Source organism: Brevundimonas sp. 374 (assembly GCF_900102995.1).
Lineage (GTDB): Bacteria > Pseudomonadota > Alphaproteobacteria > Caulobacterales > Caulobacteraceae > Brevundimonas > Brevundimonas vesicularis_C.
In genome coordinates this window covers 962,552-984,151 of record NZ_FNKT01000001.1, presented here as the reverse complement: position 1 = coordinate 984,151, position 21,600 = coordinate 962,552, and the positions used below count along the sequence as shown (strand labels likewise).

Below are 21,600 nucleotides of genomic sequence, written 5' to 3'. Positions count from 1 at the left end.
TCAGACCGACGCCTTCACTCTTTTCTTCTTAGCCGGAGCATCAAAGGACCCGCCCAGGGCCGCCACGCGCGCCTTGCGGCGGTCCTCGTGCCGATCCAGCACTTCCTTGAGGTATTTGCCGGTCCAGCTGGCCTTGTTGTCCGCGACCTGTTCGGGCGTGCCGACCGCAACGATCTCGCCGCCGCCGTCACCACCCTCAGGACCGAAGTCGAGCAGATAGTCGGCGACCTTGATGACATCCAGGTTGTGCTCGATCACCACGATGGTGTTCCCGGCCTCGACCAGTTCCTGCAGCACCTCGAGCAGCTTGCGCGTATCCTCAAAGTGCAGGCCGGTTGTCGGCTCGTCCAGGATGTAAAGGGTGCGTCCGGTGGCGCGCTTGGACAGCTCCTTGGACAGTTTGACCCGCTGGGCCTCGCCGCCCGACAGTGTCGTCGCTGGCTGGCCCACCTTGACGTAGCCGAGGCCGACCCGTTCCAGCGTCAGCATCTTGTCGCGGATCGGTGGCACGGCCTTGAAGAAGGTCGCCGCCTCCTCGACCGTCATGTCCAGCACGTCCGAAATGGACTTGCCCTTGAACACGATCTCCAGCGTCTCGCGGTTGTAGCGTTTGCCCTTGCAGACGTCGCAGGTGACATAGACGTCGGGCAGGAAGTGCATCTCGATCTTGATGACGCCGTCGCCCTGGCAGGCCTCGCAGCGTCCGCCTTTGACGTTGAAGCTGAATCGGCCGGGGCCGTAGCCGCGCGCCTTGGATTCCGGCAGGCCGGCGTACCAGTCGCGGATGGGCCCGAAGGCGCCGGTATAGGTCGCGGGGTTCGAGCGCGGGGTGCGGCCGATGGGCGACTGGTCGATGTCGATGACCTTGTCGAAATGCTCCAGGCCTTCGATCCGGTCGAAGGGGGCGGGGGCCTCGGAGGCATTGTTCAGGCGGCGCGCGGCGGCCTTGTACAGGGTCTCGATGGTGAAGGTGGACTTGCCGCCGCCGGAGACGCCGGTGATGCAGGTGAAGACGCCGACGGGGATCTCGCCGGTGACGCTCTTCAGGTTGTTGCCGCTGGCGCCGCTGATTTTCAGCATCCGCTTGCGGTCGATGGGACGACGGCCGTCGACGGGAATTTCGATCTCGCGCTCGCCGGTCAGGTATCTGCCGGTCAGGGACTTGGGGTTGGCCATGACCTGGGCCGGCGTACCCTCGGCGCAGACCTGTCCCCCGTGAACACCGGCGGCCGGGCCCATGTCGATGACGTAGTCGGCGGTCAGGATGGCTTCTTCGTCATGCTCGACCACGAGGACCGAGTTGCCGAGATCGCGCAGGCCCTTCAGGCTTTCCAGCAAGCGCGTGTTGTCGCGCTGGTGCAGGCCGATGGACGGCTCGTCCAGCACATAGAGGACGCCGGTAAGGCCCGAGCCGATCTGCGACGCCAGGCGGATGCGCTGGCTCTCGCCGCCCGACAGGGTGCCTGAGGACCGCGACAGGTTCAGATAGTCCAGGCCGACGTTATTCAGGAACCGCAGCCGGTCGCAGATTTCCTTCAGGATGCGCCGGGCGATCTCCATCTGCTTTTCGGTCAGATTCTCTTCCAGCGTCGAGAACCACAGATAGGCCTTGGAGATCGACAGGGTGGAGATGTCGGCGATGTCCTCGCCGCCGACCTTGACCGCCAGGGCCTCGGGCTTCAGCCGCTTGCCGTGGCAGGCGTCGCAGGGCGTCTCGGATTGATAGCGGGCCAGTTCCTCGCGCACCCAGGCGCTGTCGGTCTCGCGCCAGCGGCGCTCCAGGTTCGGCAGCACGCCCTCGAACGGCTTGGAGACCTCGTATTTGCGGGCGTTGTCGTCATAGACGAACTTGATCTTTTCCGATCCGGTGCCGTGCAGGATGGCCTTGTGCGCCTGGGCTGGCAGGTCGCGCCACGGCTTGTCCATCGAGAAGCCGTAGTGGAGGCTGAGCGACTGCAGCGTCTGGGTGTAGAGCGGCGACGGCCCACGCGCCCATGGCGCAACAGCGCCCTTGTGCAGGGTCTTGTCGCGGTCGGGGATCACCAGATCGGCGTCGAACGCCAGCTTGACCCCCAGGCCGTCGCAGACCGGGCAGGCGCCGAAGGGGTTGTTGAACGAGAACAGCCGCGGCTCGATCTCACTGATCGTGAAGCCCGACACCGGGCAGGCGAACCGTTCGGAGAACAGGATGGAGCGCGGCGCGGTCTCACCTTCCGCCGTCGAGGCCCATTCGGCATTGGCGATGCCGTCGGCCAGACCCAGCGCCGTCTGCAGGCTGTCGGCGTAGCGGGCTTCCTGATCCGGCTTGGTGACGATCCGGTCCACGACGATGTCGATGTCGTGCTTGAACTTCTTGTCCAGGGTGGGCGCTTCGTCGATCGGATAAAACTGGCCGTCGATCTTCAGCCGCTGGAAGCCCTGACGCTGCCACTCGGCGATTTCCTTCCTGTACTCGCCCTTGCGGCCGCGAACGACGGGGGCGAGCAGCAGGATTCGCTCGCCATCGGGCAGGGCGACCAGCTTGTCGACCATCTGGCTGACGGTCTGGCTCTCGATCGGCAGGCCGGTCGCCGGCGAGTAGGGCACCCCGACGCGCGCCCACAGCAGGCGCATATAGTCGTGGATTTCCGTCACCGTGCCGACGGTCGAGCGCGGGTTCTTGGACGTTGTCTTCTGTTCGATGGAGATGGCCGGGGACAGGCCTTCGATCAAATCCACGTCCGGCTTGCCCATCAACTCCAGGAATTGGCGGGCATAGGCCGACAGGCTCTCGACATAGCGCCGCTGGCCTTCGGCATAGATGGTGTCGAAAGCGAGCGAGGATTTGCCAGACCCCGACAGGCCGGTCATCACCACCAGCTGTTCACGCGGAATGTCGAGATCCACGCCCTTGAGGTTATGCTCGCGGGCGCCGCGAACGCGGATGAAGTTATGCTTTTCGGTCATGCTGTCCGGAGAACGCGGAGGAGGGCCGGCGGGTCCGGCGCGTTATCGCTATATGGGGACGAAAATAGGCGATCAGCAAGAACGTTATGGGAACATTTTTGTCTGTGTCTTTGGGTTGTGCGCCCGCTGATCGAAGCTAGACTGGCGTCACCGAAGTGGGGGGTTGGATTTGAAACAGTTTGCGGGCCTTTTGGCGGCGGCAGCCTTAGCCAGTTGCAACTTCAATGCGACGCTTCCTAAATCCGATCCTGCCTTGAATGCTGAAGCCAAGGCGACCTTTGCAGACCTTGTAGTGGGCCGAGAAGCCGCCATTTTGGCGCGCTTGTCGTCCGCAAATAAAACTGCAGACGTGAGGGCGCAAATCCCCATGCTCCGCAACATGATCGGTCACGACACGGCTCCCGAACCGACGGTGACCGGCTACCAAAGCATGACAAGCACGAGCGGCCGCTTTTATGTCGTGGGTCAAGATTATACCTATCCCGACCGAGTGGCTCACGTTCAGACAAACTTCGTCAAAGAGGGTGACGCATGGAAAGTCGCGGGATTCAATGTGAACGTGACGATGACTGGAGCCCCAGCTAAAGCGCCTGCCGCCTAAATTTTATTCCGGCATCCACGCCTGCGTGGGCCGCATAAAAAGCCCGCCCTTGGCCAGAAGCACGCCACTGGCGTTGGCGACACCCAGTTCAAGGCTTTCGGCGATGCGGCGGGCGCGTTCAATGAAGTGGTCGGCGGCGATGGGCGGGCACAGGGCACGCGCAGTTTCGGCGAACAACTCCAGCCAGCGATCGAAATGCCGCGCATCGATGGGAAGGGGTAGGTGTTTCGGCATCGGCCGGCCCTGATAGACGCCCGTGGACAGGGCGACGGACGACCAGAACAGCTTCATCTGCGCTAAGTGCGGCGCCCAGTCGGTGATCCGGTCCGCGAAAATCGGGCCGATCAGCGCATCGTCGCGGACGCGGGCGTAGAAGTCTTCGACCAAGGCGTCGATCATGGCTTCGTCTATGCCCGTTTCGTCCCGCAGGCGCTGGACGGCGGCCTCGCGCCGCGCGGCGGCGCCGGCGGGGTCTTCGATGCGGAAACGGGTTTGCATGACGGCTGGTCTAGCCGTCGCCATCCTATTGGTCGAGGAAGTCGCCGGCGATGAATGACAGGATGCAGATGGCGTCTCCGCCCGTCGCATCGGTCGAGCAGGAATCGACTCCGAACAGGTCGGCCTCGACCTTTGCGGTCGAGCGGAACGTGCGGCCGTCACGCTGGAATGTCGATCCGATCTTCTCGCTCCAAGGGATCAAGGCCTTGGCGAAGGCGGCGGCCGGCGCACCCGTGCAGGTAAACAGGATATATTCTGCGCCGTTCCCGTTGTCCGCGCGGCGATAGGCGTCGGCTGCGGCGGCCTGCTCCAGGCAGGCGGCATAGAGCCGCGCGTTGGGCGTCGACGCCTGGGTCGGAACGGCGCTTTAATCCGGGGCTGACGGCGGCTGGTCCGGCGCAGTCGCGCATGCGGCGCAAGCCAGTGTGGAGACGATGGCGAGGGTGATGACGGTCTTCATGATTGTCTCCTCAACGCCAAGCTTCTCACGCGGCCGTGTTCGACGCCAGACTTGCGCATTGCGGGATTACGACCCATCCTCCCTGTTCTGACGCGTTTTGCAGAAGGTTTGACGATCATGATCATCGCATTGGCCACCGGTTCCGCCCTGTCCGCCATGCTGCTCGTGATCCTCAATGCCAATCAGCCCAAGCCGAAACGCGTCCCCGTCCGCACTCGCGACACTCGACAAGGTCGCCGCTAGGACGCCGGACGGCGCCACCCTTTTCGACAATCTGAGCCTGACGTTCGGGCCTGAGCGCACCGGCGTCGTCGGTCGCAATGGCGCGGGCAAGAGCACGCTGTTGCGCCTGATTTCGGGCGAAGCTGCGCCGGCTGAGGGGGCTGTCGCGCGAACCGGCACGATTGGCGTGTTGGATCAGCGGTATGAGCCAAACCCCGGTGAGACCGTCGCTCAAACCCTGGGCGTTGGAGCGGCGCTGGCTGTTGTGGCGCGGGTTTTGGCGGGGCAGGGAACGGCCGAGGATTTGGCCGAGGCGGACTGGACGCTGGAGACGCGTCTTGACGAGGCCTTGCGAGAGATCGGGCTGCCTGACCTGGACCTCGAACGCCTGACGTGCAGTCTCAGCGGGGGCGAGCAGACGCGGTTGCGGCTGGCGGGTTTGAGGCTGGCCCAGCCCGATCTGATCCTGCTGGACGAGCCGACCAATCATCTGGATGCACAGGCGCGGGCGCTGGTCGCCGATGTCATCGCGCGTTGGGACGGCGGGTTCGTGGTGGTCAGCCATGATCGCGACCTGTTGCGCCGGATGGACCGAATCCTTGAGGTGTCGAACCTGGGCGTCGCCAGCTACGGCGGCGGCTATGACGCCTATGTCGAGCAAAAGGCGGTGGAGCGCGAGGCGGCGACGCGGGATCTGGCCGAAGCCCAGCGAGACCTCGCCCGTGTCGGCGGCGAGGCTCAGCAGCGCGCGGAGGCCCAGTCACGCCGCGACGCCGCCGGCCGCCGCAAGGCCGCCAAGGGGGACATGCCGAAAATCCTGCTGGGCGCACGGGCCGAGCGCGCTGAAAACACGGGCGGGCGCGGCCGGTTGTTGGCCGAACGACAGGCCGAAGCCGCGAAGGATGCCTTGGCCTCAGCCCAGGCGCGCGTGGAGCGGACGCGGACGCTGGCGATCCCGATGCCGACGACCGGCCTGCCAGCGGGACGGGCGGTGCTCACATTGGACCAGGCGGGCTGGGCGACACCTGAGGGGCGGACGATCGTCGGGCCGGTCGATCTGAAGCTTGTGGGGCCGAAACGGCTCGCGATCACGGGACCGAACGGCGCGGGCAAGACGACCCTGCTGCGGCTGATCACCGGCGATCTGCAACCGACGACGGGCGCCGTCGATCGGCCTGTGCGTGCGGTGCTGCTGGATCAGGAGGTCAAGATCCTGAGCCCGGACGAAACGCTGGTGGAGGCGTGGCGGCGGTTGAACCCGCAAGGGTCGGTCAATGACGCCCAGGCAGCGTTGGCGCGGTTCCTGTTTCGCAATACGGCGGCACAGCGCCGGGTCGGCGCGCTGTCAGGCGGGGAGCGGCTGAGGGCGGGTCTGGCCTGCGTCATGACAGGCGCGATCCCGCCGCAGTTGCTGGTGCTGGATGAGCCGACGAACCATCTCGACTTGGACGCGATCGCGGCGGTCGAAGAGGCGCTGAACGCCTATGACGGCGCCTTGATCGTGGTCAGCCACGACGTGGATTTTTTGGCGGCGCTGAAGATCACGCGCACGATCGAGCTCTGAGATCGTTCAGCCCCAGGCCTCGACGGCGCCCTTGCGACGGACCATCGACGGGCTGGAAAGCTGGGTGCGCGGCTCGGCTTCGGCGCGGCCGAACAGCCAGCCTTGGCCGTATTCGACGCCCGCCGCCTTGAGTTCTGCGGCGACGCCGTCGGTTTCGATCATCTCGGCGATGGTTTCCAGCCTCATCGAGCGGCACATTTCGACGATGCTGTGCAGCATGGCCTTGGAGCGTTGGTCGGTCTGGATATCGCGCACGATAGCCCCGTCGATCTTGACCGAGTCCACGGACAGTTTGCGCAGATAGTCGAAGGCGGCGGCTCCCGCACCGAAATCGTCGATGCAGACCTTGATGCCGGCTTCGCGCAGCGCAGCCAGGCGACGGTCGGCGGCTTCGATGTCTGCAACGGCGGAGGTTTCGGTCACCTCGACCATCAGGCGACGGCGTTCCTCGGGCGCGCCGGCGGTCATGCGCAGCAACTGCTCGACATAGGTGTCGTCACCCAGCGAGGCGCCCGAAACATTGACCGCCATCTTCAGCAGGCCGGCGCCGGGCTGGCGCATCCGCTTCAGCACCTTTTCCGCGACGGCGAGATCGAATGACTCGATCATGTCCAGCTCCTCGGCCATGCGAATGGCTTCGGCGGGACCGCTGTTGCCGCTGAATCGGGTCAGGGCCTCGAAGTGATGGACCGCTCGGGAATCCAGATGGACGATGGGCTGATAGTGGACCTGGAACTCGCGCGACTTGACCAGGCTGCGGAAGGTCTCGGCGTCGCGGAAGGTGCGCTTCAGCGAGTCTGCGAAGGCGATCTGCGGATTGGCGAGGCCGTCGCCCCTCAGGCAGCCTTCGATGGCGAACCGCATGGCGCGCAGCACGCACAGGGAATCCGATCCGGGCGGGACAGGCGAGCTGAACGCCTCCGCACCCAGTGACAGGCCTTCGGCCCGACCAGCCTCCACGATTTCGGCGGCGATGTCGCGACGGTCGTTGGCGGCGCGCAGAAGGGCATAGCGGACGCCGGTGACCTGCGACGCGCTCGATCCCTCGACGGCGGCGGATTGAAGCGTGGCCTCGATGCGGCGGTTCAGACGATCGGCGGCTTCGCCGGTGACATTCTCCAACCCGGTGATGTCGAGGAAGGATAGGGCCAGGTCAGGGTTGGACTCCAGCACGCGCCCGGCGTCGGCCAGGAAATCCTCCGGTTCCAGAAGCGGCCGTGTGTCCAGATCCTCCAGCGCAAAGGCCGGGCCTTCGTAGGAGATGGCGCAGGAGACGGCCGGCGCCATCTGCGGCAAGACGAAGGCGCGGAAAGAGGCGCGGCGCACGCGGTCGGGACCGGCCGCCACAAGGACCGACGTCGCCGGAATACGCACGCCGGCCTTCATGCCTTGCAGGGCGGTCAGGGTGGAGGCACCGTCGTGCAGCAGATCGAGCAGGGGACGACCAGTCCAGGTCGCGCCTGCGTCCTCGCCGGCCACGGCGCCCGCGCCGATCGCAAATGAGACCACGCCTTTTGGATCCACCTCCACCAGAGTGTCGGCGGAAGCGAAGGCCAGGCCTAGGAGGCGGGTGGTCAGCGTCATGAGGCCATGCTGGCACGCAGTCGCTTAAAAAATAGGCAATGACCCTTAGGACGCGAACCGTGATCGGCGAACGGCTAAGGGCCGTCTTGTTCAGGCCATTCGGTTCAGGGCGACAGCGCGTCCGTCGCCCAGCGAGGCGCGGCCGTCGGCGGCATAGGCGGAGGCGGGTGTGCGAGCAGCGGTGACTTCCGCCGCGATGGCGCGGACCAGACCCTCGGAAATCTGACGCGCGGCGTCGACGGCGCGGCTGTGTCGCGTCAGGGCCGCGTCGAACTCACGCGTGACGTCGATCAGGGTCTTTCGATCTTCGAGCGGAGCACCGCTCAGCAGCGCCGGATTGGCCTTCACATGGGCGGAATCGCGACGGTAGAGATTGGCCATCTCCTGGGTTTCCGACAGACCGGCCGCCACATCCTGAGGACGGCCATCGGCGAAAGCGGCTGTTTCGGCCTTCAGTCGCTCGGTGAGACGCAAGGTCAAGGTCGTCAACTGACGAACCCGCGCCTGGGCCAGTTCGGTGTCGCTCATTGCCGGCCCTCCTGCATTTTCAGCATTTCGGCCATGACGGTGTTGCTCAGGCCGATGCCGCCCGCCTTCACCGTCGACTTGGCCATTTCGTCCAGCATGAAGCTGCGCCATGTCGCCTCGCCCTGGCCGCCGCCGAACAGGCCGTCAGTCGACAGGCCTTCGAACATCGGCTTCAGCATCTGGGAAATGAAGGTGGCCTCGAAGGCCTTGGCGGTTTCCGCGATCTTGTCTCGGTTCGCCGCCGTGGGCGCGGCCGCGGCGGGGCGCAGCAGATCGGCGGAGACGGTCAGGTCGGTCATGCTCACATCACCTCGATGTCGGCCTGCAGGGCGCCGGCGGCCTTGATGGCCTGCAGGATGCTGATCATGTCGCGCGGGCTGACGCCCAGGGCGTTCAGGCCGTTGACCAGGGTGGAGAGGTTTGCTCCACCGCCTACCAGCCGCATCTGGGTGCCCAGATCCTCTTCGACGTTTACTTGGGTCGAAGGGACGACGGCGGTCTGGCCCCGGCTGAAGGGCGCCGGCTGGCTGACTTGCGGCTGTTCGTCCACCGATATGGTCAGATTGCCCTGAGCGATGGCGACGCGAGAGATGCGCACGGCGTCGCCCATGACGATGACGCCGTTGACTTCGTCGATGATGACCTTGGCGGGCGTATCGACGCTGACGGCCAGGTTTTCGATCCGGCTGATGAAGCCCGCCATGCCCAGTTCGCCGGGCGCGCGCAGGGCCACGACCGTGCCGTTCTCGGCCAGGGCCGACCCCGGATACGCGGCGTTGACAACGGCGGCGACGCGCTGGGCGGTGGTGAAGTCGGGGTTGCGCAGGTTCAGGCGCACCTCGTTCATATTGGCCATCTGGAAGCCGGTCTCGCGCTCGACCAAGGCGCCCGAAGCGATGCGGCCCGCAGTCGGCACGCCGCGCGTCACCGACGACCCTGAACCGCCAGACGCCGAGACGGCGCCGGTCTGGACCGAGCCTTGCGCCACCGCATAGACCTGACCGTCCGCGCCTTGCAGGCTGGTGACAACCAGCGAACCGCCCAGCAGGCTCTTGGCGTCGCACATGGAGGCGACCGACACGTCGATGCGCGAGCCGGGCGTGGCGAATGCGGGCAGGTCGGCCGTGACCATGACGGCGGCCATATTCTTGGTGTTGGCGTTGGCGCCGCGAATGTTGACGCCCAGCCGCTCGGTCATGCCTTCCAGCGATTGGCGGGTGAAGGGGCAGTTGCGTAAGGAATCGCCCGTGCCGTTCAGCCCCATGACCATGCCGTAGCCGACCAACTGGTTGCCTCGCACGCCCTCGACGGCGGCGATGTCCTTGATGCGCGACTGCGACTGGGCCAACGCCGAGGTCGCGCCGCCGGCGACGACGAGCGTCGCGGCGACGGAGGCTATCAGGCGGGCAAGCAGATTTTGCATCGGTCAGGCGTCCACGCAACGTTACGCCGTCATCACTGCGAGGATCGTGCCGAAGAATTAACGACGTGAATTCAATGTCGGTCGGCCTTTGACGGTCAGAGAAGCGGCAGGATTTGCCGGGGCGTTAACCAAACAGTCACCGCCGCCCGTCATCCATGATTTCATGACGCGGAGCACCTGCACATGAAGGTTGTCGGCCCCAACGGCGTCAGCACGCCTGCCAGCACACGTCCTACGCGATCCGCCAGCGGCTTCTCGCTAGGGCAGACTGCGGCTTCGTCCGCGCCCGCTGCAACGACCGCCAGCGCAGCAACGGGCGGGGTCTCTGACGTCTCAGCCCTGATGGCCCTTCAAGGGGTCGAGGGGCCGCTGGAAAAGCGACGTCGCGCGATCCGGCGCGGCAGCGGTCTTCTGGATCGCCTTGACGAAATCAAGCTGGCCCTGCTGAACGGCGACGCCGCCGAGGGGGCTCTGGATCGTCTGGCGCGGAGCCTGCGCGAGGAGCGCGCCGCCGACGACGACAAGGACCTGGGCGCCCTGCTGGATCAGATCGACCTGCGCGCCTCGGTCGAACTGGCGAAGGCGGAAATGCGCCGCAACCGCCCCTGATACGAAATAATCGTCTGACATCAGGCGGCTAAGCTTTGACAGTGAGTGACTTTTGCCACTGTCAGGCGGTTAGTCGCCCTATTTTCATCACGGAATCGAGAACCGCGTTGCCGCGACTCGACGGGCTCATTATACGGCCATCTACGCCACAGGGGGGCGTGTTAGAGAGCGTGAGATCGATGAGCGCCTTGGCGTCCGTTGTGTCCGACGAAACCGGCCCGTATCGGCCGTCTGACAGCGAGCCGTTCATGAACGAACGGCAGCAAGCCTATTTCAAGAAGAAGCTGCTGGCCTGGAAGGATGAGATCCTTCGCGAGTCCAAGGGCACGGTTGTCAATCTGAAGGCCGAGACCGAAAACCACCCCGATCTGGTGGACCGGGCGTCTTCGGAATCCGATCGCGCGCTGGAGTTGCGCACCCGCGACCGCCAACGCAAGTTGATCTCCAAGATCGACGACGCGCTGCGCCGGATCGAGGACGGCTCCTACGGCTACTGCGAGGACACGGGCGAACCCATCAGCCTGGGTCGTCTGGAAGCCCGTCCGACGGCGACCCTGTCGGTCGAAGCCCAGGAACGCCACGAACGCCGCGAACGCGTTCATCGCGACGACTGAGGTTTAAGCCTTCCGCGCCTTGACTTCGCCGGGTTGCGGGGCGACCTAGCCGCCTCGCTTTCGAGGTCGTCTATCCATGTCCGTCAAGGTTCGTTTCGCCCCGTCGCCCACGGGTAAGCTGCACGTCGGCAATGTCCGCACCGCCTTGGTGAACTGGATGTTCGCCAAGGGGCAGGGCGGATCGTTCGTCCTGCGCATCGACGACACCGACCTGGCGCGCTCCACGCCCGAGTTCGAACAGGGAATCGAAGACGACCTGACCTGGCTGGGGATGCCGTGGGACGAGCGCTATAATCAGTCGAAGCGTTTCGATCGCTACGAAGAAGCGGCCGCCAGGCTGAAGGCGTCGGGGCGGCTTTATCCCGCCTATGAAACCGCCGAAGAGCTCGACCGTCGCCGCAAGGTGCAACTGTCGCGCGGCCTGCCGCCGATCTATGACCGCGCGGCGCTGGAACTGACCGAAGAGCAGAAGGCCGCCTACGAAGCCGAAGGGCGCCGCCCCCATTGGCGCTTCAAGCTGGACGGCAAGCGCGTCGCTTGGGAAGACCTGGCGCGCGGTCATGCGGAGGTGGACACCGCCTCGATGTCGGACCCGGTTCTGATCCGCGAAGACGGCCTGTTCCTCTATACCCTGCCGTCGGTCGTCGATGACATCGACATGGCCATCACGCACATCATCCGGGGCGAGGATCACGTCACCAACACCGGGGCGCAGATCGAAATCTTCGAAGCGCTGGGCGCGACGGTTCCGGGCTTCGCCCACATGCCGCTGCTGGTCGGCGCCGACGGCGCGGCCCTTTCCAAGCGTCTGGGATCGCTGTCGATCAGCGACATGCGCGACCAAGGCTATGAGCCGATCGCGATCACCAGCCACCTCGGCCGGATCGGGACGTCTGATCCGCTGGAAGTCGGCGCCTCGGTGGACGCTCTGGGACAGAGCTTCGCCTTTTCCAAGATGGGCCGTTCGCCGGCGCGTTACGATACGGCCGATCTGGACCGGCTGAACGCCCAGGCGCTGCACGTCATGGACTATGCGACGGCGCAGCCGCGTCTTCAGGCTCTCGGCGCCGATTTGGGCGAAGCCTTCTGGAATACGGTGCGGGGCAATCTGACAAAGTTCGCCGACATTGCGGACATGGCGCAGATCGTCCGTGGTCCGATCCAACCGGTTATCGAAGATGCGACCTTCATCGAAACGGCGCTGCGTCTGCTGCCGGAAGTGATCGACGAGAACGCCTGGTCGGCGTGGACCTCGGCCGTCAAGGCCGAGACGGACGCCAAGGGCAAGGCGCTATTCATGCCGCTGCGTCTGGCGCTGACGGGGCAGCAGCACGGGCCGGACATGGCGGCCATGGCGCCGCTGATCGGTCGCGAAACCATCCAGCGGCGTCTGAGAGGTGAGGCGGCCTAAGCCGCCTCACGCAGTCTAGGCGTTGCAGACAGCCAGTTCGTCGGCGCTCAGGGCGACGCCCTTGTACGAGAAGGCGGTCACAGGACCGAACTTCTGAACCACGCGACGGCAGGCGCGCGTCGCGGGCTGTTCCGTGCCGCCAGCCGCGGTGCAGGTCGCGCCTTCGCAGGACCAACGTGCGCCGTCGATGATGGTGGCGCGAGCGGGCGCCTTGGCGGCGTCAGCCAGCGTCAGGCTGGTGGCGGCGGGGGCTTGGGCGACCGCAGGGGCGGCGGCGAACAGGGCGGCGGCGATCAGCAAAGCGCGCATCGAAAACTCTCCGAAATGAAGAACGGCGTCATGCCGCTCCGCTCCCATGTCAGTTTTCCATAAAAACTGTCAAGACGCGCGCAGCGGATTATGAGCGATGATCACTTATCGATGATCATGTTTCAATTGCGGCGCATCGCCGCCGGCCTGAACCTGCGCCATCGCCTCTTCGACGGTTTCGGCGACGGTCCAGGCGTCCAAGAACGACGGCGGCGTCATTCCTTCTGCGACGCTGTGCTTCATCAAGTCGAAGAAGCCGTTCCAGAAGCCGTTCAGGTTCAGGAAGACGACCGGCTTGTGATGCAGGTCCAGCCGCTTCCAGGACAGCAACTCCACGACCTCTTCCAGGGTGCCGATGCCGCCGGGCGCGACCACGAAGGCGTCGGATTGGTCGTACATCAGTTGTTTGCGTTCGTGCATCGAAGTGACGACGACGGTCTCGACCTCGTCGAACAGGCGTTCGCGGCTGCGCAGGAAGGCCGGCATGATGCCGACGACCCGGCCGCCCGCCTCATGCGCGCCGCGCGCCGAGGCCCCCATCAGGCCCACGCCGCCGCCGCCATAGACCAGCCGCCAGCCGGCCTTGGCCGCGACCTTGCCGAAGGCGTAGGCCGCCTCGGTATAGGTGGGATCGGCGGTCTCGGAGGCACCGCAGAACAGGCAGACGGAAGAGCCGTCGAACGGCAGGAACGAAACGGGGGGCAGGGACATGGAGCCTCGAAGAAAACGAATAGGCGGCCTGGCCATGGCCAAACCGACGGCGCTCAAGCTAACACAGGCTCGAGCCGCTGGGTCGCCAGTCCTATATCGTAGAGGCGCAGGATGAAACGTCGGATGATGGTCGCGTGTGTCGCGGTCCTGGCTGCCGCAGCCTGTTCCGATCGGCAGGGCGGCGTGGCGGGGCCGACGGGGGCCGACGAGGCCTCGCCCTGGGTTCGCCCGCCCCAGATTGATGGCGTGATGCGCGACGGCGGCGTTCTGGTGCTGCGCGGCGGGGCGGGGCCCAATGCGCGCGTCGTGCTGCGTGCGCCGGATACTGCGGCCGTGGCGACGACGGCGGACGGTGCGGGGCGGTTCGAACTGCGGCTGCCGCCGCTAAGCGGCGATGTGCGCTTCACGCCCGAGGTGCAGGTGGGCGAGGACGCCGCCGTCTCGCCCGAGACCCTGGTGGTGATCCAGGGTGGGGCCGGTCCCGTCGCCCTGATTGCCGCTGGCCAGCCGACTGTTCGCCTCGATGGCGGCGAAGGGCTGGATGCGGTGGATTCGGACGGTGCGACCCTGATGGCTTCCGGCCGAACAAATGGGGCGGCGCCGTCGATCAACATCAACGGCGCAGATATGTCGCCGGCGGCGATCGGGCGCGGCCGTTGGCGGGCGGTCATCGGACAGTCGGGTGCGGCGACGATCACGGTGAATGGAAGGCGCTTTGACTATCCGGGCCCGGGCGCGGCTGGGAGCTTCGTCGTCGAGCGGGCGGGGGCAGGCTGGCGGATCACTTGGCCTGTAGAGCCAGCCGGGCGTCAGACGACGTGGCTGCCGGACTGAGGGCGCTTAACGATCTGGAAACCATTTCGGTTAAGGAATGGGGCCGTCCTCAGGGCACCATCACCGAACCTGCTTGCAGCCCGGCGCCCCCGCCGGGCTTCTTTTTTGCCGGCCGATCAGCCCTTTCTCGGCGTGTCTTCGGCGCCCTCGGTGCGATCGCGGAACAGGGCGGCGCGGGCGAGCAGGATCAGGGTGACCGGCGTCGTGACCGTCAGGAAAAGGCCGATCAGGATTTCGCGGGGCATGAAACGCCGCTCGACGGTCGTGAACCAGACGATCGACGCCAGCAGGATCAGCGCCATGCCTAGCGTGGCCCCGAGCGTCGGAGCGTGGACGCGCTCATAGAAGGTCTTCAGCCGAACCAGCCCAACCGCGCCCAGTAGCGAAAGGCCCGAGCCGATGACGGCCAGGGCGACGACGATGATGGCGGCCCATGCGGGAACGTCAGCTTGGGTCATTCAATCACCTCGCCGCGCATCAGGAACTTGGCCAGGGCCACGGTGGCGGCGAAGCCCAACATGCCGATCACCAGCGCGGCCTCGAAATAAAGCTGGCTGTTGGTGCGGATGCCGAACACCACCACCAGCAGCATGCCGTTTAGATAAAGCGTGTCCATGCCCAAGACGCGATCCTGGGCGCGCGGACCGTGAATGATCCGCCATGCCGCTAGGCCCATGGCGCAGGTCAGCATCAGCTGGGCCAGACCCAGACCCCAGGTCAGCACCGTCGCCGTCATTCGAAAATCTCCATCAGCCGGCGCTCGTAGCGATCCTTGATCAGCCGCACCCAGGTCTCTTCATCCACGAGATCCAGCACGTGCAGCAGCAGACGGCCGGTGGCGGACTCATACTCGACCCACAAGGTGCCAGGCGTCGAGGTGATAATGATGGCCAGGACCGCCAGGCCATATCGGTCGCGCAGGTCCAACGGGATGTGGATGAAGCCGGATGTGCGCTCATGCCGTCGCCGCCCCAGAATGATGTGCGACACCGCCCAGTTGGAGCGCACAATGTCGCCGACGACGTCGATGGCGAGGCGCACTATGGCCATCGGCGACTTCACCCGCACGCGATCAACGCCCAGCGCCAGCATGATGATCGGCGCCAGAAGGGCCAGCAGCACCGCGAGCGCCAGAGACGGCGGCGCGACCGAGGCGCTGAGCAGGATCGAGGCGACGAACAGGCCGAGTGAAAGGATGGGGTAGGGGAGGATGCGTCTCATCGACCGCCCCCGCCCAGCACCGCGTGAATGTAGCCTTGCGGGTCAGCCAGCCAGGCCGCCGTGTGGTCGGTGTAGATCAGGGCGGAGCCAGCGAAGATGGCCAAAAACACGCACGCGCCAAGCAGGGCTGCGACCGCCGTCAGCTCGGCCGCACCCACCACGAAAGCCGGCGCATCTTCGTCGCGTGTCCAGATAGCGCCGACGCCCAGGCGCGTCAGGCCGATCAAGGCGCCGAGGCTGGACACGGAAAGTACGGCGACCAGCGTCCAGGCCGCCGCATCGCCAACGCCGACCAAGGCGCTGATCATAGACAGTTTCCCGACGAAGCCGGCCAAAGGCGGCAGGCCGGCGACCATCAAGGTGCAGATCAGAAAGGCGCCGCCCAGGGCCGCGACGGCCGCCGGGATGACCAGGCCCGGTTCGTTGCGTTCTTCGTCGTCGAACGGATCACGATACTCGTCATCGAAAACAGCGCGCGCCTCGCCGACATCGGCCTCACGTCCGCGCTGGAGAATCTCGGCCAGCAGAAACAGGGCGGCGCAGGCCAGGGTGGAACCAATCAGGTAAAAGAGCGCGCCGCTAAGAGTCGCCGCATCGCCGACGCCCAGGCTCGCCAGAACGGTGCCGGAAGAAATCATCACGCCGAACCCGGCGGCACGCGATAGATCGCGAGAGGCGATCAGGCCGAATGTGCCGAAAGCTATGGTCGCCAGTCCGCCGACGAACAGCCAGGTCAAGCCAAATCCGGCGGAGGCGCCCGCATCTGCGCCGAACAGCAGCAGGCTTAGGCGGATAACCACATAGACCCCGACCTTGGAGAGGATGGCGAAGACCGCCGCCGCCGGCGCGCTGGCCGCTGAATAGGTCGGGGTGAGCCAGAAGCCCAAGGGCCACATGGCGCACTTGATCAGAAAGGCCGTGCCCAGCACCGCCGCTCCGATATGAAACAGTCCCAGGTCATCCGCTGAGATGGTCGCAACCCGCGTCGCAACATCCGCCATGTTCAGCGTGCCGGTCACCCCGTAGATTAGGCTGACGCCGATCAGGAACAGCAAGGACGCGGTCAGATTGACGGCGATATAGATCACGCCCGCCCGCACACGCGCCTCGCCCGACCCATGCAGGGCCAGTCCGTACGAGGCGGCCAGCATGATCTCAAAAAAGACGAACAGGTTGAACAGGTCGCCGGTCAGCAGGGCGCCGTTCACCCCCATGATGAGAAGCAGGAACAGGGCGTGGAAGCGCGGCCCCGCCCGGTCCCATCGCGCCAAGGCGAAGATCAGGGCGCATCCGCCCAAAACGCTGGTCAGCGCGACCATCATCGTCGACAGCCGGTCGGCCACCAGGACGATGCCGTAGGGCGCAGCCCACGATCCCAGGCGATAGACGCGCGCAGTATCGCCGCCGCCCACGGCGCCGTTTGCGCTCTCGTGCAGCAGAACCAGGGCCATGACCAGAATGGCGGCCATAGCGCTCAAGCTGAGCGCCGCCTTCAGTGTTCGGCGACGCTCGTCCAGCAGCAGCATGGCCGAGGCGATGATCATCGGCAGGACGATGGGGCCGATGATCAGATGGGCGTTCCAGTCGATCATGCGTCCGGCTCCTTGCCATCGACATGGTCGCTGCCGGTGATGCCGCGTGCGGCCAGAATGACAACCAGGAACAGCGCGGTCAGGGCGAAGCTGATGACGATCGCGGTCAGGACCAGCGCCTGCGGCGTCGGGTCGGTGTAGCGCGCGGGGTCGGAGACCTCGCCCGCCAGCACCGGCGGCGCGCCCGACCTCAGCCGTCCCATGGCGAAGATGAAGATATTGACCGCATAGGACAGCAGCGATAGCCCCATGATCACCTGGAAGGTGCGCGGGCGCAGCAGCAGCCAGACACCGGAGGCCGACAGCACGCCGATGGCGAGGGCGAGAACCAGCTCCATCATGAGGGCTCTCCCTCCTCGTTGTCTCTCTGTTTGGGCTTGCGCAGCGACTGGTGCGCCAGGGCGACGAGGGTCAGGACCGTGGCGCCCACGACGAGAACGACCACGCCCAAGTCGAACAGCACGGCGCTGGCCAAGGGCACGCGGCCCAGGATCGGCAGGTCGGCATACTGGAACCAAGAGGTCAGGAAGGGATAGCCGAACAGCCACGATCCAATCCCGCTGAGGGCGGCGATCACCAGGCCGGCGCCGATCCAGAAGATGGGCCGGATCGCCAGCCGCTCTTCGACCCAGCGGGCGCCCGAGGCCATATATTGCAGGATGAAGGCGATCGACAGGGCGACGCCCGCCGCGAAACCCCCGCCCGGCAGGTCATGCCCGCGCAGGAACAGGTGAACGGCGAGCAGAATGATGAAGGGGAAGATCCAGCGCATCACCACGCGGGGGATCAGCATGGTCTCCTTCAGCGTGTCGCCCTCCGATCGCGTCTCATGATCGCGGTCTGAGGCATCCTGCACGCTCTGCTGGCTGGGATTGGACAGGGTGTCGTCGGCGGGACGGAAGCGGCGCAGCAGGGCGAAGATCGTCAGGCCGACAATGCCCAGAACCGTGATCTCGCCGAAGGTGTCGAAGGCGCGGAAGTCAACCAGGATGACGTTGACGATGTTGCGCCCGCCCGCGTCCTTGTAGGCGTGCTCGACGAAGAAGCGCGAAATCCCCTCGATCGATGGACGCGTCATGACGGCGTAGGAAATGGCCGCCAAGGACGCGCCAACGGCGGCGGCGATGATCAGATCGATACGGCGCCGGCGGCGAGACCGCTTATCCATGGCCTGTGGCAGGCGAATGGTCTCGAGCCGCTTCGGCAGCCAGCGCAGACCCAGCAGCAGCAGGACGGTGGTCACGACCTCGACCAGCAACTGGGTCACCGCCAGATCCGGCGCCGACAGCCAGACGAAGGACAGGCAGCTGGCCAGACCTGCGCCGCCCATCAGAACCACGGCGGCCAGTCGGTGATACTTCGCCTGCCATGCCGCCGCGACTGCACAGCTGGCGCCGACCAGCCAAAGACCGGCGAAGGCCCAGTTGGACAAGGTCAATGTCGGCATGATCGGGCGGATCACCAATCCGGCGCCGATCGCCGCCAGCCCGCCAGCCAGCAGGGCGACCAAGACGATGGCCCTCAGCTGTGCCTGTTGTCGTGTCGCCCCCAACAGGCGAACCATCGCCTCCGACCCCTTGAACAGGCCGGTCATAGTTCGCTCGAACAACCAGCCGCCGTTCAGACGCTTCCAGCCCCACGGTCCGCCGCGCGGGTTGGCGTTGATGCGTTTGCCGAAGACGACATAGAGACCCACGCCGCCGGCGAGCGCGATAAGGCTCAGCACCAGCGGCAGGTTGAATCCGTGCCACAGGGCCAGGCTGTAATAGGGCAGGTCAAAGCCCAGCACCGAAACGGCGGCGCTCTTCAGGAACGGTCCCACCGTCACAGCCGGGAAGATGCCGACGACCAGACACAGCGCGACAAGCACCTCGACGGGGCGACGCATCCAGGCGGGCGGCTCGTGCGGGATGCGATCCAACTCTGTTGGAGGCGGGCCGAAGAAGGTCGCATGGATAAACCGCAGTGAATACAGAACGCTGAAGGCGCTGGCCAAGGTGGCCAGGGCGGGCAGCAGCATGTTCAGGCCGTGCGTATGGGCGCTGGCCACCGCCTCGGCCAGGAACATTTCCTTGGACAGGAAGCCGTTCAACAGGGGCACGCCCGCCATCGCGGCTGCGGCCACCATAGCCAGGGTCGCCGTGAAGGGCATGAAGCGGAAAAGACCGCTGAGCTTGCGCATATCCCGCGTGCCGGCCTCGTGGTCGATGATGCCGGCGGCCATGAAGAGCGACGCCTTGAAGGTGGCGTGGTTCACCGTGTGGAAGATGGCCGCGATACAGGCCAGCGGACTGCCCAATCCCAGCAGCAGCACGATCAGGCCCAGATGGCTGATCGTCGAATAGGCCAGCAGGCCTTTGAGATCATGCTGGAAGATGGCGCACCAAGCGCCGAGCAGCAGCGTCGCCAGGCCCATGCCGCCGACGATCAGATACCAGCTCTCAGACCCCGCCAGGACGGGCCAGAAGCGGATCAGCAGGAAGATCCCCGCCTTCACCATGGTCGCGGAGTGCAGATAGGCGCTGACCGGCGTCGGCGCGGCCATGGCGCGGGGCAGCCAGAAGTGGAACGGAAACTGCGCGCTCTTGGTCATCGCGCCGAGCAGCAGCAGAATCAGCGCGGGCAGGTACAGCGGGCTGGTCTGGATCGCCTCGCGCGACGCCAAGACGACATCGAGGTCGTAGCTGCCGACGATCCGCCCGATCAGGATCATCCCGACCAGCAGGGCGATGCCGCCCATGGCCGTCACCGTCAGCGCCATTCGCGACCCTTCGCGCGCGGCGGGGTTCTGGTGCCAATAGCCGATTAGAAGGAAGGAAAAGAGGCTGGTCAGCTCCCAGAATACGACCAGCTGAATCAGATTGCCCGACAGCACCACGCCTTGCATCGCGCCCATGAAGGCCAGCAGGAAGGAGAAGAACCGCGGCACCGGATCCTTCGGCGACATGTAGTAGCGGGCATACAGCACCACCAAGGCCCCGATCCCCAGGATCAGGGCGCTGAACAGCCACGACAGTCCATCCAGTCGCAGCACCAGATTGACGCCCAGCGACGGCAGCCACGGGATCTCGTAGCGCAGCGTCTCCCCGTCCTGGAACATTGGCCATAGCGCGGCCAGACACCCCAGGCTGACCAAGGCCACGACCCACGACAGGATGGCGGCGGAGGTGCGTGCGTGACGCGGCAAGCCGGACGCGACGATGGCGCCAAGGAACGGCAGGACCAGGATGACGACGAGAAGGAAGCTGATGGACATCGAGGCGGGGCGTCTCTCCTGGATCGTGAGGGATAGCTTTGCCAACGCTCAAGGTTGGCCAAGGTTCGCTTTGATCTACGGACAGGGGCGGTGTGCGTCAAAGCGACACCAGATCGCGGCACGTCCGCGCCCAGCAGCTCGGTCGTCGTGCGAGAAGGATCAGGTATTATGGAAAGTTTTTGACCTAACGCCTTGTCTGGCCTCAGTCTTTACCCCGAGTGGCTCCGCAGGTAGGATTCGAACCTACGACCAGCCGATTAACAGTCGGCTGCTCTACCACTGAGCTACTGCGGAACATCTGCTCGGGAGGCGGGCGTATAGCAGCGGCTGTTCCGATCTTGCAATGGGAAAACGAGCCAATCGAAACGATATTTATCGACGATCCCGCAGACCCGCGTGTTGCGGCCTACCGCGATATCCGCGAGCGCGATCTGACGGGTCGTCAAGGACTGTTCATCGCGGAAGGGGAGGTGGTGGTGCGTGGACTGGCGTCGACGGCTTCGCGCTGTCGGCCCCTGTCGCTGCTGCTGGCGGAAAAACGTGTTACGGCCTTGGGCGATGTCATTACGTCTCTGCCGCCCGCGACGCCCGTCTATGTCGCAGGCCAGACCGTGCTGGACCGGGTCGCGGGTTTCGAACTGCACCGGGGCATTCTGGCCTTGGGCCGAAAGCCCGAGCCTCTGTCGCTGGACGATGTGCTGGCGGATATCTCTCCGCAGGACGTTTTCGTCGTGGCCAGCGGCATCAGCAACCATGACAATGTCGGCGGCCTGTTCAGGAACGCCGCCGCGTTTGGCGCGAAGGCGGTGCTGCTTGATCCGACCTGCTGCGACCCCTTTTACCGCAAGGCGATTCGCGTTTCGGTCGGGGCGGTGCTGCGTACGCCGTTCGTCGTCGCCGGCGCGACGGACATTATCGAAGCCCTGCAGCAGGCCGGCGTCGAAGTCTTGGCGCTGACGCCTTCGGCGGCCGAGCGGCTTTCGGACTACAGGCGCGTCGGACCGGTCGCTCTGATGCTGGGGTCGGAAGGGCCGGGGCTGCCCAGGGATTTGATCGACTGTTGCCGGCCGATCGGCATCGCTATGGCGGGCGGGTTCGATTCGCTGAATGTCGCGGCGACGAGTGCTGTTGCGCTACATCATCTGACGACGACAGCGCTTGCTGGAAGCTGAAAACGCGAAGGCCGCCCCGAGGGGCGGCCTTCGTCCGTATCGTCG

Annotated in this window: 22 protein-coding genes and 1 tRNA gene; 7 read left to right on the top strand and 16 right to left on the bottom strand. The window is 65.6% G+C overall.

Going from position 1 to position 21,600, the window contains the following annotated elements; translation table 11 throughout:
* Entirely contained in the window at positions 1-2,946 is a 2,946-nt protein-coding gene (gene uvrA / locus BLR19_RS04850; RefSeq protein WP_091747813.1) for an excinuclease ABC subunit UvrA, read from the bottom strand.
* Positions 2,947-3,109: 163 nt separating this feature from the next.
* Between uvrA and BLR19_RS14590 the strand changes: the two genes are divergently transcribed.
* On the top strand, positions 3,110-3,547 hold the full coding sequence (locus tag BLR19_RS14590) for a hypothetical protein (RefSeq protein ID WP_143007332.1): 438 nt from the start codon (positions 3,110-3,112) through the stop codon (positions 3,545-3,547).
* 3 nt (positions 3,548-3,550) lie between these two features.
* On the opposite strand, the gene BLR19_RS04845 is transcribed toward BLR19_RS14590, so the two are convergent.
* Both BLR19_RS04845 and BLR19_RS14775 read right to left on the bottom strand, forming a co-directional pair.
* Positions 3,551-4,045 (bottom strand): group III truncated hemoglobin, encoded by a 495-nt coding sequence (locus BLR19_RS04845; RefSeq protein WP_091747811.1) that lies wholly within the window; start codon positions 4,043-4,045, stop codon positions 3,551-3,553.
* A gap of 25 nt (positions 4,046-4,070) precedes the next feature.
* On the bottom strand, positions 4,071-4,247 hold the full coding sequence (locus BLR19_RS14775) for a hypothetical protein (RefSeq protein WP_176758267.1): 177 nt from the start codon (positions 4,245-4,247) through the stop codon (positions 4,071-4,073).
* 433 nt (positions 4,248-4,680) lie between these two features.
* Here BLR19_RS14775 and BLR19_RS04840 point away from each other — a divergent pair, with 433 nt between their 5' ends.
* Positions 4,681-6,291 carry an ABC-F family ATP-binding cassette domain-containing protein gene (locus tag BLR19_RS04840; RefSeq protein WP_091747808.1) on the top strand — a complete coding sequence of 537 codons (1,611 nt, stop codon included), beginning with the start codon at positions 4,681-4,683 and terminating at the stop codon, positions 6,289-6,291.
* Positions 6,292-6,297: 6 nt separating this feature from the next.
* On the opposite strand, the gene BLR19_RS04835 is transcribed toward BLR19_RS04840, so the two are convergent.
* The 4 genes from BLR19_RS04835 to BLR19_RS04820 form a co-directional block, all read right to left on the bottom strand.
* Positions 6,298-7,875, bottom strand: a complete 1,578-nt coding sequence (locus BLR19_RS04835) for an EAL domain-containing protein (RefSeq protein WP_091747804.1) — start codon at positions 7,873-7,875, stop codon at positions 6,298-6,300.
* Positions 7,876-7,965: 90 nt separating this feature from the next.
* A complete protein-coding gene (locus tag BLR19_RS04830) occupies positions 7,966-8,403 on the bottom strand; it encodes a flagellar basal-body protein FlbY (protein WP_091747801.1) in 438 nt (145 codons plus the stop codon).
* Positions 8,400-8,702, bottom strand: coding sequence for a rod-binding protein (locus tag BLR19_RS04825; protein WP_091747798.1), 303 nt, complete (start codon positions 8,700-8,702; stop codon positions 8,400-8,402). Before BLR19_RS04825 ends, BLR19_RS04830 begins: the two co-directional genes overlap by 4 nt.
* A 2-nt stretch (positions 8,703-8,704) precedes the next feature.
* The gene (locus BLR19_RS04820; RefSeq protein ID WP_091747795.1) at positions 8,705-9,826 is read right to left on the bottom strand and encodes a flagellar basal body P-ring protein FlgI; all 1,122 of its coding nucleotides are present in this window, start codon (positions 9,824-9,826) and stop codon (positions 8,705-8,707) included.
* Between the two features lie 183 nt (positions 9,827-10,009).
* On the opposite strand from BLR19_RS04820, the gene BLR19_RS04815 reads away from it, so the two are divergent.
* From BLR19_RS04815 to gltX, 3 genes are all read left to right on the top strand, one after another.
* The gene (locus tag BLR19_RS04815; RefSeq protein WP_091747792.1) at positions 10,010-10,435 is read left to right on the top strand and encodes a flagellar assembly protein FliX; all 426 of its coding nucleotides are present in this window, start codon (positions 10,010-10,012) and stop codon (positions 10,433-10,435) included.
* Between the two features lie 179 nt (positions 10,436-10,614).
* Positions 10,615-11,049 (top strand): RNA polymerase-binding protein DksA, encoded by a 435-nt coding sequence (dksA, locus tag BLR19_RS04810; protein ID WP_017504616.1) that lies wholly within the window; start codon positions 10,615-10,617, stop codon positions 11,047-11,049.
* Positions 11,050-11,125: 76 nt separating this feature from the next.
* Positions 11,126-12,460, top strand: coding sequence for a glutamate--tRNA ligase (gltX, locus tag BLR19_RS04805; RefSeq protein ID WP_091747789.1), 1,335 nt, complete (start codon positions 11,126-11,128; stop codon positions 12,458-12,460).
* 15 nt (positions 12,461-12,475) lie between these two features.
* Here gltX and BLR19_RS04800 read toward each other — a convergent pair whose 3' ends face one another.
* The gene (locus BLR19_RS04800; RefSeq protein ID WP_017504618.1) at positions 12,476-12,769 is read right to left on the bottom strand and encodes a CC_3452 family protein; all 294 of its coding nucleotides are present in this window, start codon (positions 12,767-12,769) and stop codon (positions 12,476-12,478) included.
* A gap of 105 nt (positions 12,770-12,874) precedes the next feature.
* On the bottom strand, positions 12,875-13,480 hold the full coding sequence (locus BLR19_RS04795) for an LOG family protein (protein WP_091747786.1): 606 nt from the start codon (positions 13,478-13,480) through the stop codon (positions 12,875-12,877).
* A 111-nt stretch (positions 13,481-13,591) separates the two neighbouring features.
* On the opposite strand from BLR19_RS04795, the gene BLR19_RS04790 reads away from it, so the two are divergent.
* On the top strand, positions 13,592-14,314 hold the full coding sequence (locus tag BLR19_RS04790; RefSeq protein ID WP_218119315.1) for a hypothetical protein: 723 nt from the start codon (positions 13,592-13,594) through the stop codon (positions 14,312-14,314).
* 116 nt (positions 14,315-14,430) lie between these two features.
* Here the strand turns inward: BLR19_RS04790 and mnhG are convergent, their stop codons facing one another.
* The 7 genes from mnhG to BLR19_RS04755 all read right to left on the bottom strand — a co-directional run bounded on the left by mnhG (position 14,431) and on the right by BLR19_RS04755 (position 20,677).
* Complete coding sequence (mnhG, locus tag BLR19_RS04785; RefSeq protein WP_091747783.1) at positions 14,431-14,772, bottom strand: monovalent cation/H(+) antiporter subunit G; 342 nt, start codon at positions 14,770-14,772, stop codon at positions 14,431-14,433.
* Positions 14,769-15,050 carry a K+/H+ antiporter subunit F gene (locus BLR19_RS04780; protein ID WP_091747780.1) on the bottom strand — a complete coding sequence of 94 codons (282 nt, stop codon included), beginning with the start codon at positions 15,048-15,050 and terminating at the stop codon, positions 14,769-14,771. The genes mnhG and BLR19_RS04780 overlap by 4 nt, the downstream gene beginning before the upstream one ends.
* Complete coding sequence (locus BLR19_RS04775; RefSeq protein WP_091747777.1) at positions 15,047-15,535, bottom strand: Na+/H+ antiporter subunit E; 489 nt, start codon at positions 15,533-15,535, stop codon at positions 15,047-15,049. Before BLR19_RS04775 ends, BLR19_RS04780 begins: the two co-directional genes overlap by 4 nt.
* On the bottom strand, positions 15,532-17,127 hold the full coding sequence (locus BLR19_RS04770) for a monovalent cation/H+ antiporter subunit D (protein ID WP_091747773.1): 1,596 nt from the start codon (positions 17,125-17,127) through the stop codon (positions 15,532-15,534). The genes BLR19_RS04775 and BLR19_RS04770 overlap by 4 nt, the downstream gene beginning before the upstream one ends.
* Positions 17,124-17,465: a Na+/H+ antiporter subunit C gene (locus BLR19_RS04765; protein WP_055804418.1), complete on the bottom strand. Its 342-nt coding sequence runs from the start codon at positions 17,463-17,465 to the stop codon at positions 17,124-17,126. The genes BLR19_RS04770 and BLR19_RS04765 overlap by 4 nt, the downstream gene beginning before the upstream one ends.
* A complete protein-coding gene (locus BLR19_RS04760; protein ID WP_091747770.1) occupies positions 17,465-20,383 on the bottom strand; it encodes a monovalent cation/H+ antiporter subunit A in 2,919 nt (972 codons plus the stop codon). Before BLR19_RS04760 ends, BLR19_RS04765 begins: the two co-directional genes overlap by 1 nt.
* 219 nt (positions 20,384-20,602) lie before the next feature.
* A tRNA-Asn gene (locus tag BLR19_RS04755) sits at positions 20,603-20,677 on the bottom strand.
* Positions 20,678-20,721: 44 nt separating this feature from the next.
* On the opposite strand from BLR19_RS04755, the gene BLR19_RS04750 reads away from it, so the two are divergent.
* A complete protein-coding gene (locus BLR19_RS04750; RefSeq protein ID WP_091747767.1) occupies positions 20,722-21,555 on the top strand; it encodes a TrmH family RNA methyltransferase in 834 nt (277 codons plus the stop codon).
* The last annotated feature ends 45 nt before the right edge of the window (positions 21,556-21,600 follow it).

Bases quoted from the DNA above. Each gene is read 5' to 3' on its own strand.
- dksA (WP_017504616.1), top strand. From the start codon at position 10,615: ATGAGCGCCTTGGCGTCCGTTGTGTCCGACGAAACCGGCCCGTATCGG.
- BLR19_RS04825 (WP_091747798.1), bottom strand. From the start codon at position 8,702: ATGACCGACCTGACCGTCTCCGCCGATCTGCTGCGCCCCGCCGCGGCC.
- BLR19_RS04840 (WP_091747808.1), top strand. From the start codon at position 4,681: ATGCCAATCAGCCCAAGCCGAAACGCGTCCCCGTCCGCACTCGCGACA.
- BLR19_RS04800 (WP_017504618.1), bottom strand. From the start codon at position 12,769: ATGCGCGCTTTGCTGATCGCCGCCGCCCTGTTCGCCGCCGCCCCTGCG.
- BLR19_RS04790 (WP_218119315.1), top strand. From the start codon at position 13,592: ATGAAACGTCGGATGATGGTCGCGTGTGTCGCGGTCCTGGCTGCCGCA.
- BLR19_RS04770 (WP_091747773.1), bottom strand. From the start codon at position 17,127: ATGATCGACTGGAACGCCCATCTGATCATCGGCCCCATCGTCCTGCCG.
- BLR19_RS04830 (WP_091747801.1), bottom strand. From the start codon at position 8,403: ATGAGCGACACCGAACTGGCCCAGGCGCGGGTTCGTCAGTTGACGACC.
- uvrA (WP_091747813.1), bottom strand. From the start codon at position 2,946: ATGACCGAAAAGCATAACTTCATCCGCGTTCGCGGCGCCCGCGAGCAT.
- BLR19_RS04795 (WP_091747786.1), bottom strand. From the start codon at position 13,480: ATGTCCCTGCCCCCCGTTTCGTTCCTGCCGTTCGACGGCTCTTCCGTC.
- mnhG (WP_091747783.1), bottom strand. From the start codon at position 14,772: ATGACCCAAGCTGACGTTCCCGCATGGGCCGCCATCATCGTCGTCGCC.
- BLR19_RS04760 (WP_091747770.1), bottom strand. From the start codon at position 20,383: ATGTCCATCAGCTTCCTTCTCGTCGTCATCCTGGTCCTGCCGTTCCTT.
- gltX (WP_091747789.1), top strand. From the start codon at position 11,126: ATGTCCGTCAAGGTTCGTTTCGCCCCGTCGCCCACGGGTAAGCTGCAC.
- BLR19_RS04780 (WP_091747780.1), bottom strand. From the start codon at position 15,050: ATGACGGCGACGGTGCTGACCTGGGGTCTGGGTCTGGCCCAGCTGATG.
- BLR19_RS04820 (WP_091747795.1), bottom strand. From the start codon at position 9,826: ATGCAAAATCTGCTTGCCCGCCTGATAGCCTCCGTCGCCGCGACGCTC.
- BLR19_RS04815 (WP_091747792.1), top strand. From the start codon at position 10,010: ATGAAGGTTGTCGGCCCCAACGGCGTCAGCACGCCTGCCAGCACACGT.
- BLR19_RS04835 (WP_091747804.1), bottom strand. From the start codon at position 7,875: ATGACGCTGACCACCCGCCTCCTAGGCCTGGCCTTCGCTTCCGCCGAC.
- BLR19_RS04765 (WP_055804418.1), bottom strand. From the start codon at position 17,465: ATGGAGCTGGTTCTCGCCCTCGCCATCGGCGTGCTGTCGGCCTCCGGT.
- BLR19_RS04775 (WP_091747777.1), bottom strand. From the start codon at position 15,535: ATGAGACGCATCCTCCCCTACCCCATCCTTTCACTCGGCCTGTTCGTC.
- BLR19_RS04845 (WP_091747811.1), bottom strand. From the start codon at position 4,045: ATGCAAACCCGTTTCCGCATCGAAGACCCCGCCGGCGCCGCCGCGCGG.